Here is a 16,284-nt window from a genome sequence, read left to right on the forward strand (position 1 = left end):
ATTAATAAATAAGTAAAGGATGGTGTGTGATATGGAGTTTATAAAAAGTTATAAGGGTTATATTTTTATCGCAAGTTTATTCTGGTGTTTCACAATGCTTGTTGCTTGCTCGGATAAAGAATCGAGTACATCAAATGGAGATGAGAATGAATCGATTGTCCTTAAGACAACCATTCAAACACCACAGGTAGCGCTTTTATCAAAAGGATTTGATGCTTATTTGGATGCAATTGAAGAAGAAAGCGATGGGAGAATAAAGTTTGAACGCTATTACTCTGAATCACTCGCAAAAACAGCAGATGTACTGGATGCTCTTTCAGCAGGAATAGCTGATGTTGGTGTAATTGTGCCTCCTTTAGTAGAAAGTAAAATTCCTTTAAATAATGTTGGGCATTCTCCAGCGGTGTACGAAAATGTCTGGGCAGGTTCAAAGGCTCATTATGAATTATATGAAAATAATCCTGAACTAAATGAAGAGTTGGAGAAGAACGGGGTTACATTTGGTGGACAGTTAGCCGTTGCCTCGTCTTATGTATTTACAAAAGAACCTATTAAAAGCTCTGCTGATTTGAAAGGTTTGAGAATGGTGGCGCTAGGTGATCACGGTATTTTGGCTCAGGAACTTGGTGCAGTACCAGTTTCGATTCCTTCAACGGAAACGTTTGAAGCCTTACAGCGTGGTACGGTTGATGGTGTGTTTTTTAACTTAACAACGGCTACAACTTATAACTATGAAGAGGTTGCAGGTCATGTGTATAAGCTGCCGATTGGAGGAGTAGCACTCTTAATTGGGATTGGGAAAGATAAATTTGATTCTTTACCAAAAGACCTGCAAGAAATCATAAAAGAAGTAGGGAAGAATCAAGCAGATGAATTCCATCGAATCTATCAAACAGAAGGTGATAAAGTAGCACTTGAAAAAATCGAAGCGGCAAATGGGACTGTAACTGAAGCTACACCTGAGGATATAAAAGAACTAAAGGAAATCGCCAAAAATGTGATTTGGAAAAAGTGGGTAGAAAAAAATGGTTCATCTTCACAAAAGATCTTAGATCAATTTGTGGAATTATCCGAGAAATATGAAAAAGAAAACCCGTTTAAAGGGGAATAAAGTATGGGCATCATTCGCTTTATTCATTTGATTGATCATGCTCAGCAAAAAATAGAAAAGGTTCTTTTATTTCTGGGTGCTGTGTTAACCATTTTTATGATGTTCCTTATCACACTAGATGTGATTTTACGAAAACTAGGCCATCCAATCCAAGGAACATTTGAGTTGGTACAGGTTCTTACAGTTGGCATTGTTTTTCTCGGTGCTGCTTATGTTCAGAGTATAAAAGGTCATGTCTTTATTGAAGTAGCTACTGACAAACTTCCAAAGAAAATACAGCAAGCGTTGGATTTCTTTGGGTACCTCATTGGGATTGCCGTTTGTGTTGTAATTACCTGGCAATCTGGTATAGGTGTATGGGATTCACTTGTAATGAATGAGGTTGCAGCTGGAATTGCTAAGATTCCTCTTTGGCCTGCTAAAATTGTAATTTTTATTGGAATGGCATTACTTTCAATCCGATTACTCTTAGATATTGTCTATTATTTATTTCCTAGATTGCGAGACCATCAACCGATTACACAAATGAACACAGATGAATTTAAATCTAATAACCAACTTGAAGAAGGTGTGAAACTTTGATGATGACACCTGAAATGATCGGATGGATCGGAATTGTCGTTTTGGTAATTTTACTTTTGTTAAGAGTGCCTGTTGCTTATGTTCTTACTTTTGTTGGTCTGGTAGGTTATTGGATTATTGCAGGTCCACAAGCAGCTATGAAAATTGCAGGAATGGTTCCATATTCAACGATGGCGAATTATACATTTAGTGTTGTTCCACTGTTTTTACTAATGGGGTATTTTGCCTTTCATGCTGGATTAGCATCAGATATGTTCAAAACAGGTAAAACATGGCTAGGTCATATTCCAGGTGGTCTTGGCCATGCAACCATCATGGGCGGTGCAGCATTTGGTGCTGTAAGTGGTTCTGGAATTGCTTCAACAGCTACGTTAGCAAGAATCACGGCACCGGAGATGATTCAAAATGGGGTCGATAAAAATCTAGCATATGGTGTTGTAGCTTCAGCGGGTCCGCTTGCATCGATGATTCCGCCAAGTATGATGATGGTGATTTATGCCATTATAACGGAAACATCAATTGCAAAATTATTTGTAGCAGGAATTATACCAGGACTATTAATTGCAGCATGTTACATGGTAATGGTTTTTGTAAGGGTAAAAATTACACCAACCCTAGCGCCACCGATCGAGAAGAGGCCACTAAATGAGAGAGTGAAATCACTAAAGTATACATGGGGAATTTTTATTCTGGCACTAGTTATTATTGGAGGTATATATTCTGGTCTCTTTACCCCGACTGAGGCAGGCGGAATTGGAGCATTTGCAGCGTTTATCATGGCTCTTTGTTTAAAGCGGATCAATAAAGAGGTAATGAAAGATTCACTAGCTGAGACACTGAAAACGACTAGCATGGTTTTTCTAATCGTCGTAGGCTCCATGATTTTTGGTTATTTTTTAGGAATTACGCGGATTCCATTTATGCTTTCTGAGGTTTTAACGAGTCTACCAGTTCCTCCAATCGTGATTATTATCGGTATTGTTCTAATGTATCTGTTACTTGGAATGTTTATCGACATGATTTCAGCCATGTTTTTAACATTGCCGATTATTTTTCCAGCAGTATTAAGTCTTGGATATGATCCAATTTGGTTTGGAATTTTGATTGTATTTTTGACAGAGGTAGCTTTAGTAACACCACCATTAGGATTGAGTTTATTTGTTATTAAAGGGGCAATCCCAAATAGTGAACTACGAGACGTTATTAAAGGAAGTATCCCATTTATCGTTGTAGATCTCATTATCTTAATTATTTTAATTGCTTTCCCACAAATTACGCTCTTTTTACCAGGCCAAATGAAATAATCATCAACCATTTAGTAGGGAGGTGATGGATGACTAGGCTTGTGTGAAGGAAATCTTAGTAATCATTTACTATTTTCATAATTTTAAATAATAAGGAGGAAATTTAATTATGGCAAAGAGAAAAATCATTGTAACTGTTGCACCAACTAGTAACTTTCACGGGAAGGAAGCAAATCCTGCTCTCCCTGAACAACCAAAGGAAATCGCGGAAGAAGTATACCGCTGTCTAAATGCAGGTGCAGCGGTTGCTCATATTCATGCTAGGGATTCAAAAGGTGTTCCAACTAACGATGTAAATGTATTCAAAGAAATTAAGGCTGAAATTACTGCTAAAAGCGATATTATTACACAGTTTAGTACTGCGCCTGCGATGGTCCCTGAGAGCCATATTGATGATGGATTACAGGTGTTAGATGCAGAACCAGAAATGGCTTCACTTGATTGTGGATTGATGCAGGCTTATACGCCTAACTTTGTAAAACCTACTTTATGGGACCGCGACTGGCTAATTAAAGCAGCAAAGAAAATGCAGGAAAAAAATATTAAACCTGAATTAGAAATCTTTAACCATGCCCAGCTAGAAGATGTTATTAACATCTTTATGCCAATGGGGATTATTGATGCCCCAGCTTCATTTAATTTCGTATTTGGTATGCAGAAGATCAATCAAGGGTCAATTCAATTTAGTATGGAAAACTTAACCCATATGGTTCGTAAATTACCGCAAGGCGTTTATTTCGGTGCAATGGGAATCGCTGCACAGCAGCATCAAGCAACAATCTCTTCACTTCTATTAGGTGGAAATGTTCGAGTTGGATTTGAAGACAATATTTATTTTAGAAAAGGAGAGCTTGCAAAAAGCAATGCTCAACTTGTTGAGAGAATTGTGGGCATTGCGACTGATTTAGGTTATGAAATTGCTACTCCTGATGAAGCACGTGAAATGCTTGGGATTAAAAAAGTGGAAGCCTCAAAAAGTGTCTAACTTTAATGAGTGTAGACATATAAAATTCTAGTAAAATTACGGGGAGTGAAATCAACTTACGACTACATTAACATCACTATATAAGTTCACTCCCTTTTTTAATAGGTATAGGAGGAACAACAGAATGAAGTTGTATGATCTAAGTTCATATTGGGAAGCAAATCCAATGGCAGAGCCATGGAGATTAAATGTAGAATTTTCAAGTAGTGAAGAACAAGCAGAGCTTATGGCAGAACGATTAGGACTTGATACTGATGATTTTCAGGACCGTATGGCAATGTCTGGAGAACATGTTAGTGGGGAATTTCTTTTCCATGTAGGTACACATGTTGATGCACCGTTCCACTTTGGACCTTTATGTGAAGGGGAGCGAGCAAAAACGATTGATGAGTTGCCGTTAGATGATTTTTACGGCGATGGGGTTGTTTTAGATATGAGACATAAGGAGCCAAGAAGCGGCATTAATGTTGAGGATGTTAAGGCAGCGCTTGAGGAAATGAATTATACCATTAAACCAAAAGATATAGTCTTAATTATGACAGGCTTCGATAAACATATATATACGGAAAAATATTTAAAAGACCAACCCGGCATGACAGGAGAAGCGACTGAATGGCTTATTGATCAGGGAGTAAAACTGATGGGGATTGATGCTTATACATTCGATCGTCCCTTTGGGGCAATGGTTGAGTCAGTAAAAGCAGGAGATAAGAGTGCTTTATTTCCAGCTCATTTTTTGGGGAGGAAAAAAGAATATTATCACATTGAGAAACTAGCAAACTTAGATAAACTTCCAAAAAGACATGGATTTAAATTCTGTGCATTCCCGACAAAAGTAAAGGGTGGAACGGCGGGCTCTGTACGTGCAGTTGCGATGATTGAAGAATAGAAACATTGTAATGATCGAACGGAATTTTAAAAGGCTAAGGGAAGTCATTGGAGGCAAATTCCAATAATATCCCTGGCCTTTTAATATACATTGGATTTTTATCCTTCTTGAAATTCCTCACCAAGGAACTGCAGCAAAGCCCGGACCGCAAAGGATTGGTACCTGTCTTTTTTAGTTATGACAACGAGCTCCCACATCGGGGGAGAGTCTAGTGGGATCATGTTAATTTGGGTTCCATCCATTTTGAAATAGATGGATTTTGGCAAAAGAGTAATCCCGAGTTGGGCAATAACGAGTTCTGTTATCAAGTCCCATTGTGAACTTACATAAGCAATTTTAGGAGAAAATCCGGCATGTTGACAATGTTGAATGATCAAGTTATGTAAGGCAAATTCTTGATTAAAGAGAATAAAAGATTCATATTCAAGTTGTTCTAGTTTAACAGATTTCTCATTCGCAAATAGATGCGACGGATGAGTGAAAAGCGTAAATTCTTCCTTGATGAATGGGTGAACCATAAATTTATTGTGATCTGTTGGGTTTACGACAATACCCACGTCTACTTGCCCCTCATCGACTAAATGTTCAATCCGTTTGGCTCCAAGTTCGATTAATTCTAACGATACCTGAGAATGCTGCATACCAAATTTTTGGGCAATCGTTGGAAAGAAAAGTGTGCCAATTAAGGGAGGAATCCCAATTTTAATGTTTCCGGTTGGTAGGTTCATTAAATCATCTAATAAAGTATGAAGTTCATTGGTGGCACCTAGGATTTTAGATGCTTGTCTATACACAATTTTACCGGCATCCGTTAAGATCAATTTTCTAGTTGAGCGTTCAAATAGTTCAACCTTAAGTTCCGTTTCTAATTTTTTGATGGACTTACTCAAGGTGGGTTGCGAAATATAGGTGTTAACCGCTGCTTTGGTAAAACTTCCGTAATCGACAACTTCCATAAGGTAGCATAGGTCTTTTAACTCCATTGGTCCTCCTTATATTCCAATACGTAATATAGTTTATTCTTATTATTCATTTTACGGATAAATTGGACTGTTGTAAAATTTTATTAAGAAGATAATGAAAATTTAGAAATGACTAAAGTTAACGGACAAATTGTCTTACTTTTATATAACAGGAGGGGTAGAAAATGAAAACAATCTTTACAAGCTTTGAAGAAGCTGTAAGCGATATCAAAGGCGGGATGACACTGATGGTAGGTGGCTTCGGTCTTGTTGGTATTCCAGAAAATCTAATACTTGGACTTCGTAAAACAAACGTAAAGGATCTAACCGTAATTTCGAATAACTGTGGAGTAGATGACTGGGGACTTGGGATCCTTTTACAAAATAAACAAATCAAAAAGATGATTTCTTCATATGTAGGGGAAAACAAGGAGTTTGAAAGACAGGTTTTAAGCGGGGAATTAGAGGTTCAACTCGTACCTCAAGGATCATTAGCAGAGAAAATTCGTGCAGGGGGAGCGGGAATTCCTGCATTTTACACGCCGGCAGGAGTAGGAACTCCAATTGCAGAAGGACGCGAAACGAGAGAGTTCAACGGAAAAGAATATTTATTGGAAGAAGGATTAACAGCGGATTTTAGTTTAGTAAAGGCATGGAAAGCGGATAAACTAGGAAATTTAGTTTATCGTAAAACAGCACAAAACTTTAATCCCATGATGGCGGCTGCGGGAAAGGTCACTATTGCTGAGGTAGAAGAGATTGTTGAGGTTGGTGAACTTGACCCTAATGAAATTCACACACCAAGTATTTATGTTCAAGGTTTGATTGTTGGTAAGCATGAAAAACGAATTGAGCGTTTAACTGTTAGAGACTAAGGGAGGTAATTGGATGTCTAATAACGTAAGAGTGCAAATTGCACAAAGGGCGGAGCTGGAAATTCAAGATGGAAATTATGTGAATCTGGGAATCGGAATGCCGACGATGGTGGCAAATTATATTTCTGACAATAAACATGTGGTTTTACAATCGGAAAATGGTTTATTAGGAATTGGGCCATATCCTAAGAAGGAAGAGGTCGACCCCGATTTGATCAATGCTGGAAAAGAGACTGTCACAGCAATGACAGGTGCAAGCTTTTTTAGCAGTGCCGAATCATTCGCGATGATTCGCGGAGGCCATATCGACATTGCTATATTAGGTGGGATGGAAGTGGCTGAGAATGGGGATTTGGCCAACTGGATGATTCCGGGAAAGATGATCAAAGGCATGGGCGGTGCGATGGATTTAGTTCACGGTGCGAAAAAGACGATTGTCATTATGGAGCATGTAAATAAGCATGGACAGCCAAAAATTCTAAAAAAGTGTAGCCTTCCACTCACAGGTCAAAAAGTAGTCGATCGAATTATTACGGATAGAGCTGTAATCGATGTGACGGAGAATGGGTTGAAATTAGTTGAGGTGGCAAAAGGGTATAGTGTTCAGGATGTAGTTGAATCAACTGAAGCGGAATTGAGTGTTTCAGACGATGTAAAAATTGAGGCTTATTAATTGAATGGTGAAAACCTCCAAACGTTTGGGTTTGGAGGTTTTTCTATACAAAAGATTAGAGAATAAAAGTAATATATGGTTAAATAATGGATATGCATATTATAAAAATAGGTGAGGACATGATTCGCAATATACAACTAGAAGACAGAATAAAGGAAGATAATTATAAAGTATTCGCTTTGCTCAGCAATTATTTAAATAACGCACCCGATTTTGTTGATCGAGAACAAGTCGAGGAGATTGCTAAAAGTGGTGTATCTTATGAATATGCGTTTGGTGTAATATTAGCTGCTGCGTTTGGATTAGATATTGTAGATAATCCTAATGATAAAGAATTGTTTACTAACTATTTTAAAAAGATGTTTCATCAACTTGATGTAAACGAGTATTCGAATAATCTCTACTATAAGAATATCAAGATTCCTACGATAAAAATCGGTAATAGTGAATTAAAATATGAAACATATAAACCGTTCGAAGGATTTGTTTGTGATGATATTATCCAAACAAATGAGGGTAGACAGATACTGCAAATTGGTTTTTTTGAGACTGAATTTTCTTTTCCCGCGGTATTAGAAAATGGGCGTATTTGGATGACGATTACACCAAATTAAATCGAAACGATGAAGGAAGCTGTTGAAAAGGCTTCTGGTAACGTCCTTACTTATGGACTCGGACTTGGTTACTATGCCTATATGGTATCGGAAAAACCGAATGTTGAAAGTGTCACGATCGTTGATAGCAATGAAGATGTGATTGATTTATTTCAGACCTACATTTTACCTCAATTTACAAATGCCAAAAAGATTAAGATCATTAAAGAAGATGCGTTTGAATATGCACGGGAAAGGATGCCAAAGGGGAACTATGATTTCGTGTTTACAGATTTGTGGCATGATGTGTCAGATGGGATTGACATGTATGTAGAAATGAAAAAGTATGAAAAAACATGTCCTACCACTGAATTTTCTTATTGGATCGAGAAGTCGATATTGTGTTATATGTAGTGTGATACGTTTAACCAGTGGGGTATTCTCGATCCCACTGGTTGTTAGTTGAGGCCATTTAGGTGGGGCACAAAGACGTTTTTCACGGGAAGTGGCCATATTATTAAAAATATCTATTCAACAATTGTAATAATCGGTGGCTTATGTAAGTATTGAAATAGATTTGGACCGTCTGCTTCCGCTTCTCTTGCTTCTGGGCTTGAAAAGGCTTCAGTTAGTTTTTCTATATTTTCAAACTCTAAGACAGTTATTAGATAAAGGTTTAAATTTGTATTTTGAGAATCAAGTACACGATGAACAGAATCTTTTATTATGTTTGGGATTTTACGGCCTAATGGAACATGAACATCATAATAATGTTTATCAAAAGCCTCTTTATCCTTTGGTTCCTCATACATTATGATCATTTTCGCCAAATCATCCACTCCTTTTTTACTATTTCTAGTAGAATATATTCCTTTTTCCGGAGATTATTCTTTGGTTATTTTTTATTAAGAATCAACAGTCTGGAAGTAAAATGTAAAATGCATTTTTAAAAGAATAAAAATGCTTTTCCTCGACCATGGACTACAGTAGCAGTCCCTTTTTGGTTTTTTTTTCACCCCTTTGAAAATCCCTTAGCATTCCTACCAATAACTTGGTGAATCTATTAGTAGGAGGGATTGAATATGGGAATTCGAATTTTATTACTATTAACTCTCATCTTTTGTCATTTTTCAATGATAGCAAGTGCGGAAGTACCACTGACCGCTGCATTTATACGTGATCACCAGTTGTGGATCAAAACAGGTGATCGAGAAATCCAAATTACAAAAGACCGTTATGTGTATTCTCCGAAATGGTCATTTGATGGCCGTTTTATTGGTTTTATTGATGGTGATGAAAAGGGCGAAAAATCGGATTTGTTCATATATGATACAAAGGAAAAGGAGATTTACCAACCTTATGTAAGGGTTATTACATCTGATTTTAAATGGTCCCCGATTAAAAATCAGTTGGCCTACACTGATCACGGGCTATTAAATGTCACAAAAATAAAAAATGGTAGGCCACAAGGATTTGAAAATGTCTCACTAGGAGTGGCTGGGTTTGAGTGGTTTCCAAACGGGAAAGAATTTATTGTTTCCTCTCAATCTAACTTACTTCCTACAGGGTGGAGCCCTATCCCACTCTTTAGAATTCCAGTAGATGCAAATCTTGCGAAAGAAAAAATGAAGCATTTTTATACGATTCAAACAAAAGAACCTGATTTGTTTGGGATTGATGCTGATTATTTTAAATGGAGTACAGATGGAAAATGGGTAAGCTTTTTACTGATACCTACAGCTTCTTGGTCTATGGATAGCAACACGTTATGTGTCCTGTCATCACAAGGAGAACATTTTCAGGCAGTAGGAAAAATGTTGGGGTTTAATGATTGGTTTAAGTGGGCGCCAACAACTGACCAATTAGCATACATTTCAGGAGAAGGAAGATTCTTTGTTGAGAACAAGAAAATGAAAGTTGCCGATATCCCAATTATTAAACAGCAGCAGGAGTACACGCCTAATGGATTTGTAGACCTTGATTTGGAATGGTTCTCAAAAGATATGGTTATAGTTACTCGTGCTAAAGAAAATAAGGAGTGGAAAGAAGGACCTGTGCCAACAATGTTCACTACACTTTACGCGATCAACATTAAAACAGGGGAGCAGAAACAAATTTCATTCCCTCGGAAAAATGAAATTGACGAAAAACCTCAAGTGATGGGATCTTACCTTTCTTGGTTCCGAAAGGCGACAGAGCAAAATAAGGGGGATGTATGGGTGAAAAAAGGTGTCAACGGGCAAGAGCAAATCTGGCTTAAAAAAGTGGATTCTGCTCCAACATTTTTTTCGCGGAAAGATGGGACGCGGGGACAGGTACATTGACCCAAGCGGGGACAAGGTACCTGTCCCCCTGACCCGCCTATTTTTTATGACTGGCTTCACCACTGATTCTGCCCGATTATACTTTATAATCTCAAGGAGTTGCTCTGCCATGAAGTGAGGGCTGTACTTAAATCCACTATTGATCCATTCAATTCCTAAAATTGCATATGCTTGATAATTAGCATGAATTTCTCTGTCAATTTTGGGATTGGTGAGCGTGTTATGTAAATCAGATAAAGCAAGTTCCTTTAATACCGTACAGAACTTATTTTGAAATCCTGTTAAGGTACTAGTTTTGACCATATGTGAATAAAAAGTTGCGTATTTATAGACATGGTCAAATATTTTAATTGCTGACGTTGAGAGCTTTTTAATCTCAAACATTTCAACCCCTTTGTATGGTTCTCGATAGGATTGAATCAAAAGGTAGTCGTTTCTGATATTAATATCGAGGCGGCAAAAGCAACAGTTGAAGAAATTAAAGCAATCGGTGGAGACACAATCGCAGTTATGACCAACGTTGCTAGAGAAGAAGACATTCAAAACTTAATTAATACAGCTGTGGATACGTATGGCACAGTAGATATTTTGGTGAATAATGCAGGAATTATGGACAACTTTGAACCAGCTGGAGAAATTATAGATTGGGTCGACGTGAAGTGGACCCAAGCATTTTTGGTACACAGGGACAGGTACAGTGTCCCATGTGATTACTATTTATTTTTTATCATTTTCCTTTGATTCTGTATTATGTTTTACATTTTTTTTAGAATCTTTTTGGTTATTTTTGATATTGCCTTTTGCGTCTACTTTTGAATCCCTTAACATTTTTCATACCTCCATTTTCTGTCTCTCTTTCCACTTATTTTCCCAAGATGAGTTGCTTTTATTCATGTCATAAAAGGTACCATTTATTTTAAAAATAGTGATATTATGTTGTAAGGTTAAGAGGACAGGGAATACAAACAAGTCATTTTTAATGACATTGGTAAACAGTTTCTACTCGATCATATTAAGAGGATCATGAGTTAAATGTAATTTAATGGGTCGCGGTACCTGTCCCTCTGTCCCAGCATGTTGTATACTAGAATAGTATTTTTAGATAGTTAGAGGAGCATGCTGTGATGAATGAGGAATTTCTTTATATTATAATGATTATTGCACTTGGGTATGTTTTGAAACGAATACACGTGTTGAAAGAGAAGGATGGAGAGGTAATTGCTAAGATTATCTTTAAAATTACGCTTCCAGCACTAGTGCTTGTGACGTTCGATCAGATCAAAATCGAAACAAACCTTATTTTAATCCCAGTTATTGTACTGATCTATGGTATTGTTGTTTCATTATTGGGCTTTCTTATTTTTAAAAATGAGGAAAGAGAGCTTAAGGGCTCATTTTTGATGATGTCTTCTGGGTTTAATGTCGGTTTGTTCGCATTTCCGCTTGTATATGCGATTTGGGGAATGACTGGCTTGACATATTTTAGTATGTTTGATGTGGGAACCTCTTTCATCGTCTTTGGGGTCGCCTATATCTTAGGGAGCTACTTTTCAAGGGATGGGTTAAGCTTAAAACCTATTGAAATTGGAAAAAAACTTGTGAAATCAATTCCATTAATGTCTTACGTGTTTGCAAGTATTTTAAATCTCAGTCATATTAAATTACCAGATATGGTGATTGAGGTGGCGAGTACCCTTTCAGCAGCCAATATGCCATTAAGCTTACTATTATTGGGTCTTTACTTGAATTTCAAATTTGAAAAACAGTTTGTAAAACCGATGCTGAAATTTTTAACATTTCGATATGGGGTAGGCTTGCTTGTTGGGGTTACGTTGTTATTTCTGCTTCCGTACGGTGATATGTTTCGCTACACGCTCTTGATTGGTCTGCTACTTCCGGTAGCTTCATCGTCAATTCCGTTTGCGGTCGAGTTTAAATATAGTAACGATAGCATTCGATTAATGGCAACTGCAACGAATATTACCATCTTAGTGAGTATCGTAATTTTATATGTATTTGCGAATTTTATCTAAAAATAGTCCCACTACGGGGAAATTGAAAGGACTGAGCTTGACACTCAGTCCTGTTTTATTTCTTGTTTTTTCATATCAAACATACCTGTTGAAATCTCATTTAGCTTATTAAGAAAACGGTTAAAGCCAAATCCAACAAAAAAGGCGACACTGACCTGAGCATAAGGACCATCAATATTATCAGCGAAGTCAATCATTAAAATGCCACTTTGGATTAGGTTGACAGCGATAACAGCCGTTCCTGTCGCAAACAGTGGAAAGAAAATATACATTATCCAGTGCCGGGGATCAATATATTCGTCATTGATATAATGGGAACAAAACATATATAGATGCCTTAGGGATCCGCCAATGGCGCCGGCGAAAAAATAATACAAAAAGGGTTCAATTTCTGATAACTTAGGATATGTTTCTTCAAACATACCAATCCACAAAGCACCTACAGCTAAAAAACTCCCGAAAAATAAAATGGAAAGGTACGCTAAAATTATGAATTTTAACCAACGTTTCAAGTGATCACCCCAGTTTGTTTATATTATGGGAGGTTTCAAAAAATGTGACTGGGATTAGGTACACTGTTATACTAGAGGCGCTAAAGCTATATGCTAAATGTGTAACTTTTGAGGGTCTCAGTCGTAGGTATGAGGTAGGAATCTGTGAAGGAGTTAATACATATGAAAAATAAAGACAATGGGTTGAAGCCGTTTTTTCAATTGATTTTATCGACGAATATACCAAAGGCAGCGTTAACGGTTGGGTTAATCGGGAGTATTATCACGACATTTGTGGGACTGTCGATACCGTTATTAACGCGGGAACTTGTTGATGGGTTTTCCGGGATTTCCTTGAATGTCAAACTTGTTGCAGTCATTGCAGCCGTGTTTATTTTGCAGGCTGTTATTGATGGGGTATCGACTTACATGCTTGCTGCAGTTGGGCAACGCATTGTAGCGCGCCTCCGTGAAAAGATGTGGGAAAAGCTTATTCGTTTGCCAGTCCGTTATTTTGATAAGCAACAAAGTGGGGAATCTGTGAGCCGAGTCGTAAATGATACAGGCATTGTAAAGGATTTAATCTCACAGCATTTTCCGCAATTTATCACTGGAGTCATTTCAATTATTGGGGCAATTATTATTCTTCTCATCATGGATTGGAAAATGACGCTTCTCATGCTTATTTCGGTGCCGCTTACCATGATCATAATGATGCCACTTGGTAAAAAGATGGCGAGTATTTCACGTGGGTTGCAGGATGAAACCGCAACATTTTCAGGTAAAATTCAACAAACCATTAGTGAGATTCGCTTAATGAAATCATCAACAGCTGAAGGTTTTGAAGAAGAAAAAGGCATAAGCGGGGTTCGAAATCTACTTACCTATGGTTTAAAAGAGGCGAGGATTTTTGCGTTAATCGGTCCGATTATGTACACAATTGTCATGATAGTTATTGTTATTATAATAGGATACGGGGGAATACGCGTAGCAAACGGTACTATGACAACAGGATCTCTCGTTGCCTTTTTGCTTTATCTGTTTCAAATCATTTTCCCCATCACATCATTCGCAATGTTCTTCACTCAACTTCAAAAAGCTAAAGGAGCAACAGAGCGAATTATTGATATCATTGAACTTCCATTAGAGGAAGGGCAAAAAGGAAAAGAAATCGATATTTCAAATTTACCAATTCATGTTGAACATGTATCCTTTGCCTACAGTGAAGAGGAACCGGTTATCCAAGATATTTCATTTGAAGCGAAGCCTGGTCAAATGATCGCTTTTGCTGGACCAAGTGGTGGCGGTAAAACGACGATGTTTGGTTTATTGGAACGTTATTACGAACCAACTTCAGGTGCAATCCGGATTGGGAACACACCGATCGACGAGCTCTCGTTAGAATCATGGCGAAGTCAAATTGGCTATGTCTCTCAGGAAAGCGCAATGATGGCTGGAACCATTCGGGAAAATTTATGCTATGGCTTGAAAAATGCAGTACAAATTACAGATGAACGACTATGGGAAGTTGCAAAAATGGCATATGCCGATGAATTTATTCGTGCCTTTTCAAATGGATTGGATACACAAGTAGGCGAGCGTGGAGTCAAATTATCAGGTGGTCAAAGACAACGAATCGCAATAGCACGAGCATTCCTACGAGATCCCAAAATTCTCATGATGGACGAAGCAACGGCAAGTCTTGATAGCCAATCAGAAAGCATTGTTCAAGAGGCACTCTCACGTCTTATGGAAGGGCGTACCACCTTTGTGATTGCTCACCGATTATCGACGATCGTTGATGCCGATGAAATCATTTTCATTGAAAAAGGAATGGTGACAGGGAAGGGAACGCACCAGGAATTGATTGAGGCGCATGAGTTGTACCGAAGCTTTGCAGAACAGCAACTGACATAAAAATCAAATGATAGTGGCGTAAATAATAGAGTTGGAATGACACCAAAGGGTTCCGATTCCGTGAGTTTTTTAAAAAATGACGTGTGAATGACACACGTCATTTTCCTTTCCCCGTATTTGTTTCCGTGAATTAGCTTATAAGGGACAAATACCAGGCGTGAAAAAAGCAAGTTGGTAAGAACCTTCCCTCTATTATGGAGGGTTTTTTTATTATTTAAAAGTTATACCAGATATTTCCGCCCATTGATAAAGATAATGTTTGATTTTTCAATAGAAAGGCAAACTATAGTCATCCTGATTAAATGGATCATTTTTCGCTTAAGGGAAGGACTGACTTTACTTGAAAGAGAGCGCAGAACAAAGATATTGTACAAATTGCAAAAAGGAGACTACCCACAAATTTAGGGAAGATGCTTTAGAAATAGAGTGTATCTGTACAGAATGTAATAAACAAGAAGATATTGTTAAAACCTTTTTCTAAAAAAGCCACTTATTGAATAGTGGCTTTCTTTATTTAATTGAATTTTAAATTACGATTACCTAATCTTTATAAGCGGAACCTATTTTAAATGAAAAAAAATGGACCAAGTTAAGGCTATTTGGATTACAGATTCCCAAACACATGTTTATATACTATTTTGACTTTTATATGTATAAACTCTAATAAGATTCAATTATAGGAGGGATTGTATGGATGTACATGAAGCGATCAGGACACGTCGAAGTTTTGGGCTTGTGAAAGATGTCGATGTGGATAGAGAAAAAATAGAAAAAATCTTAGAAGCTGGTACATGGGCTCCCTGTCACTTTAGGACTGAACCATGGCGTTTCTTTGTCTTTCAAGGAGACGGAAGGAACCGCCTAAGCGAGGTCTTACTTAAAATAGCCAAGAAAAATGGTGAAACAGAGGAGAAAAAGCTTGAAAAGATTCAATCCAAACCATTTCGAGCACCAGTGGTTATTGCTGTTGCAGTTGAACCAAGTGAGAATCCGAAGGCTATAAAAATCGAAGAATATGGTGCAACATACGCTTGTATTCAAAATATGTTACTGGAAGCACATAGCTTAGGACTTGCGGGATTCTGGCGGACAGGAAAGCCAACCTATGATCATTTAATGAAGGAATTCTTCGGTCTATCTGAGAATGGTGAAGTTCTTGGTTTCCTCTATTTTGGTTTACCATTACGTAGTTTACCCGAAGGAAAGAGAAAGTCATTCGAAACATTTACAAAATGGATAGGATAGATTGTGTTTAAAAAAGGATACTTCCACATCAAATAATATGTTAGATTAAAAAGTAGTTGAATACATGTATCTGTTTAAAAAAAAATATGGAATAATTTGGGCGTTGATAGAATGGAGGTGAGATGCTATTATTGATTTTGTCACTTCGAGTTTAAAGTAAAACGGAAGTTGACACAAATTAATAATTATATTAGTATAATAAAGTTGAGTTTGCAATTTGAAACAAATTGATAGACTCAAAAAGATATTGACATCAGGTTTTAGAAATGATATATTAATATAACTTCCTTGCGAGGAGTT

Annotated in this window: 17 protein-coding genes and 2 pseudogenes; 15 read left to right on the forward strand and 4 right to left on the reverse strand. The window is 37.3% G+C overall.

The genetic code is table 11. The features are described 5' to 3' along the window. Positions 1-31 precede the first annotated feature (31 nt). The 5 genes from ABC371_RS16120 (at position 32) to ABC371_RS16140 (ending at position 4,871) form a co-directional block, all read left to right on the forward strand. Positions 32-1,111 (forward strand): C4-dicarboxylate TRAP transporter substrate-binding protein, encoded by a 1,080-nt coding sequence (locus ABC371_RS16120; protein ID WP_412897708.1) that lies wholly within the window; start codon positions 32-34, stop codon positions 1,109-1,111. A 3-nt stretch (positions 1,112-1,114) separates the two neighbouring features. Further along, a complete protein-coding gene (locus ABC371_RS16125; RefSeq protein ID WP_412897709.1) occupies positions 1,115-1,693 on the forward strand; it encodes a TRAP transporter small permease in 579 nt (192 codons plus the stop codon). Further along, complete coding sequence (locus ABC371_RS16130; RefSeq protein ID WP_412897710.1) at positions 1,693-2,997, forward strand: TRAP transporter large permease; 1,305 nt, start codon at positions 1,693-1,695, stop codon at positions 2,995-2,997. Before ABC371_RS16125 ends, ABC371_RS16130 begins: the two co-directional genes overlap by 1 nt. A gap of 109 nt (positions 2,998-3,106) precedes the next feature. After that, the gene (locus ABC371_RS16135) at positions 3,107-3,982 is read left to right on the forward strand and encodes a beta-keto acid cleavage family enzyme (RefSeq protein WP_412897711.1); all 876 of its coding nucleotides are present in this window, start codon (positions 3,107-3,109) and stop codon (positions 3,980-3,982) included. A gap of 124 nt (positions 3,983-4,106) precedes the next feature. Further along, positions 4,107-4,871, forward strand: a complete 765-nt coding sequence (locus tag ABC371_RS16140; RefSeq protein WP_412897712.1) for a cyclase family protein — start codon at positions 4,107-4,109, stop codon at positions 4,869-4,871. Positions 4,872-4,969: 98 nt separating this feature from the next. On the opposite strand, the gene ABC371_RS16145 is transcribed toward ABC371_RS16140, so the two are convergent. Continuing rightward, on the reverse strand, positions 4,970-5,854 hold the full coding sequence (locus tag ABC371_RS16145; protein WP_412897713.1) for a LysR family transcriptional regulator: 885 nt from the start codon (positions 5,852-5,854) through the stop codon (positions 4,970-4,972). A gap of 164 nt (positions 5,855-6,018) precedes the next feature. Here ABC371_RS16145 and ABC371_RS16150 point away from each other — a divergent pair, with 164 nt between their 5' ends. From ABC371_RS16150 to ABC371_RS16165, 4 genes are all read left to right on the forward strand, one after another. After that, complete coding sequence (locus ABC371_RS16150) at positions 6,019-6,708, forward strand: CoA transferase subunit A (RefSeq protein ID WP_412897714.1); 690 nt, start codon at positions 6,019-6,021, stop codon at positions 6,706-6,708. Between the two features lie 13 nt (positions 6,709-6,721). After that, on the forward strand, positions 6,722-7,381 hold the full coding sequence (locus tag ABC371_RS16155; protein WP_412897715.1) for a CoA transferase subunit B: 660 nt from the start codon (positions 6,722-6,724) through the stop codon (positions 7,379-7,381). 86 nt (positions 7,382-7,467) lie between these two features. Next, entirely contained in the window at positions 7,468-7,995 is a 528-nt protein-coding gene (locus tag ABC371_RS16160) for a hypothetical protein (RefSeq protein WP_412897716.1), read from the forward strand. A gap of 9 nt (positions 7,996-8,004) precedes the next feature. Next, complete coding sequence (locus ABC371_RS16165; protein ID WP_412897717.1) at positions 8,005-8,388, forward strand: spermine/spermidine synthase domain-containing protein; 384 nt, start codon at positions 8,005-8,007, stop codon at positions 8,386-8,388. Between the two features lie 113 nt (positions 8,389-8,501). Here the strand turns inward: ABC371_RS16165 and ABC371_RS16170 are convergent, their stop codons facing one another. Next, positions 8,502-8,795: an EthD family reductase gene (locus ABC371_RS16170; RefSeq protein WP_412899374.1), complete on the reverse strand. Its 294-nt coding sequence runs from the start codon at positions 8,793-8,795 to the stop codon at positions 8,502-8,504. A gap of 261 nt (positions 8,796-9,056) precedes the next feature. On the opposite strand from ABC371_RS16170, the gene ABC371_RS16175 reads away from it, so the two are divergent. After that, the gene (locus ABC371_RS16175; protein ID WP_412897718.1) at positions 9,057-10,298 is read left to right on the forward strand and encodes an eIF2A family protein; all 1,242 of its coding nucleotides are present in this window, start codon (positions 9,057-9,059) and stop codon (positions 10,296-10,298) included. A gap of 93 nt (positions 10,299-10,391) precedes the next feature. Here ABC371_RS16175 and ABC371_RS16180 read toward each other — a convergent pair. Then, positions 10,392-10,682 (reverse strand): annotated as a pseudogene (locus ABC371_RS16180) (TetR-like C-terminal domain-containing protein); the annotation flags it as partial. A 30-nt stretch (positions 10,683-10,712) separates the two neighbouring features. On the opposite strand from ABC371_RS16180, the gene ABC371_RS16185 reads away from it, so the two are divergent. Both ABC371_RS16185 and ABC371_RS16190 read left to right on the forward strand, forming a co-directional pair. Further along, on the forward strand, positions 10,713-11,039 hold the full coding sequence (locus ABC371_RS16185) for an SDR family NAD(P)-dependent oxidoreductase (protein WP_412897719.1): 327 nt from the start codon (positions 10,713-10,715) through the stop codon (positions 11,037-11,039). Positions 11,040-11,422: 383 nt separating this feature from the next. Further along, positions 11,423-12,331 carry an AEC family transporter gene (locus ABC371_RS16190; RefSeq protein WP_412897720.1) on the forward strand — a complete coding sequence of 303 codons (909 nt, stop codon included), beginning with the start codon at positions 11,423-11,425 and terminating at the stop codon, positions 12,329-12,331. A 44-nt stretch (positions 12,332-12,375) separates the two neighbouring features. On the opposite strand, the gene ABC371_RS16195 is transcribed toward ABC371_RS16190, so the two are convergent. Further along, a complete protein-coding gene (locus ABC371_RS16195; RefSeq protein WP_412897721.1) occupies positions 12,376-12,843 on the reverse strand; it encodes a hypothetical protein in 468 nt (155 codons plus the stop codon). Between the two features lie 162 nt (positions 12,844-13,005). On the opposite strand from ABC371_RS16195, the gene ABC371_RS16200 reads away from it, so the two are divergent. The 3 genes and pseudogenes from ABC371_RS16200 (at position 13,006) to ABC371_RS16210 (ending at position 15,984) form a co-directional block, all read left to right on the forward strand. Then, positions 13,006-14,739 (forward strand): ABC transporter ATP-binding protein, encoded by a 1,734-nt coding sequence (locus tag ABC371_RS16200; protein WP_412897722.1) that lies wholly within the window; start codon positions 13,006-13,008, stop codon positions 14,737-14,739. 100 nt (positions 14,740-14,839) lie between these two features. Beyond that, positions 14,840-14,917: pseudogene (rpsN, locus tag ABC371_RS16205) on the forward strand (type Z 30S ribosomal protein S14); the annotation flags it as partial. 512 nt (positions 14,918-15,429) lie between these two features. Continuing rightward, positions 15,430-15,984: a nitroreductase family protein gene (locus ABC371_RS16210; protein WP_412897723.1), complete on the forward strand. Its 555-nt coding sequence runs from the start codon at positions 15,430-15,432 to the stop codon at positions 15,982-15,984. Positions 15,985-16,284: the final 300 nt, after the last annotated feature.

This window comes from Bacillus jepli (assembly GCF_047238305.1).
GTDB lineage: Bacteria > Bacillota > Bacilli > Bacillales > Bacillaceae_L > Ferdinandcohnia.

Bases quoted from the DNA above. Each gene is read 5' to 3' on its own strand.
- ABC371_RS16135 (WP_412897711.1), top strand. From the start codon at position 3,107: ATGGCAAAGAGAAAAATCATTGTAACTGTTGCACCAACTAGTAACTTT.
- ABC371_RS16120 (WP_412897708.1), top strand. From the start codon at position 32: ATGGAGTTTATAAAAAGTTATAAGGGTTATATTTTTATCGCAAGTTTA.
- ABC371_RS16160 (WP_412897716.1), top strand. From the start codon at position 7,468: ATGGATATGCATATTATAAAAATAGGTGAGGACATGATTCGCAATATA.
- ABC371_RS16125 (WP_412897709.1), top strand. From the start codon at position 1,115: ATGGGCATCATTCGCTTTATTCATTTGATTGATCATGCTCAGCAAAAA.
- ABC371_RS16170 (WP_412899374.1), bottom strand. From the start codon at position 8,795: ATGATCATAATGTATGAGGAACCAAAGGATAAAGAGGCTTTTGATAAA.
- ABC371_RS16165 (WP_412897717.1), top strand. From the start codon at position 8,005: ATGAAGGAAGCTGTTGAAAAGGCTTCTGGTAACGTCCTTACTTATGGA.
- ABC371_RS16130 (WP_412897710.1), top strand. From the start codon at position 1,693: ATGATGACACCTGAAATGATCGGATGGATCGGAATTGTCGTTTTGGTA.
- ABC371_RS16175 (WP_412897718.1), top strand. From the start codon at position 9,057: ATGGGAATTCGAATTTTATTACTATTAACTCTCATCTTTTGTCATTTT.
- ABC371_RS16140 (WP_412897712.1), top strand. From the start codon at position 4,107: ATGAAGTTGTATGATCTAAGTTCATATTGGGAAGCAAATCCAATGGCA.
- ABC371_RS16210 (WP_412897723.1), top strand. From the start codon at position 15,430: ATGGATGTACATGAAGCGATCAGGACACGTCGAAGTTTTGGGCTTGTG.
- ABC371_RS16145 (WP_412897713.1), bottom strand. From the start codon at position 5,854: ATGGAGTTAAAAGACCTATGCTACCTTATGGAAGTTGTCGATTACGGA.
- ABC371_RS16190 (WP_412897720.1), top strand. From the start codon at position 11,423: ATGAATGAGGAATTTCTTTATATTATAATGATTATTGCACTTGGGTAT.
- ABC371_RS16155 (WP_412897715.1), top strand. From the start codon at position 6,722: ATGTCTAATAACGTAAGAGTGCAAATTGCACAAAGGGCGGAGCTGGAA.
- ABC371_RS16200 (WP_412897722.1), top strand. From the start codon at position 13,006: ATGAAAAATAAAGACAATGGGTTGAAGCCGTTTTTTCAATTGATTTTA.
- ABC371_RS16150 (WP_412897714.1), top strand. From the start codon at position 6,019: ATGAAAACAATCTTTACAAGCTTTGAAGAAGCTGTAAGCGATATCAAA.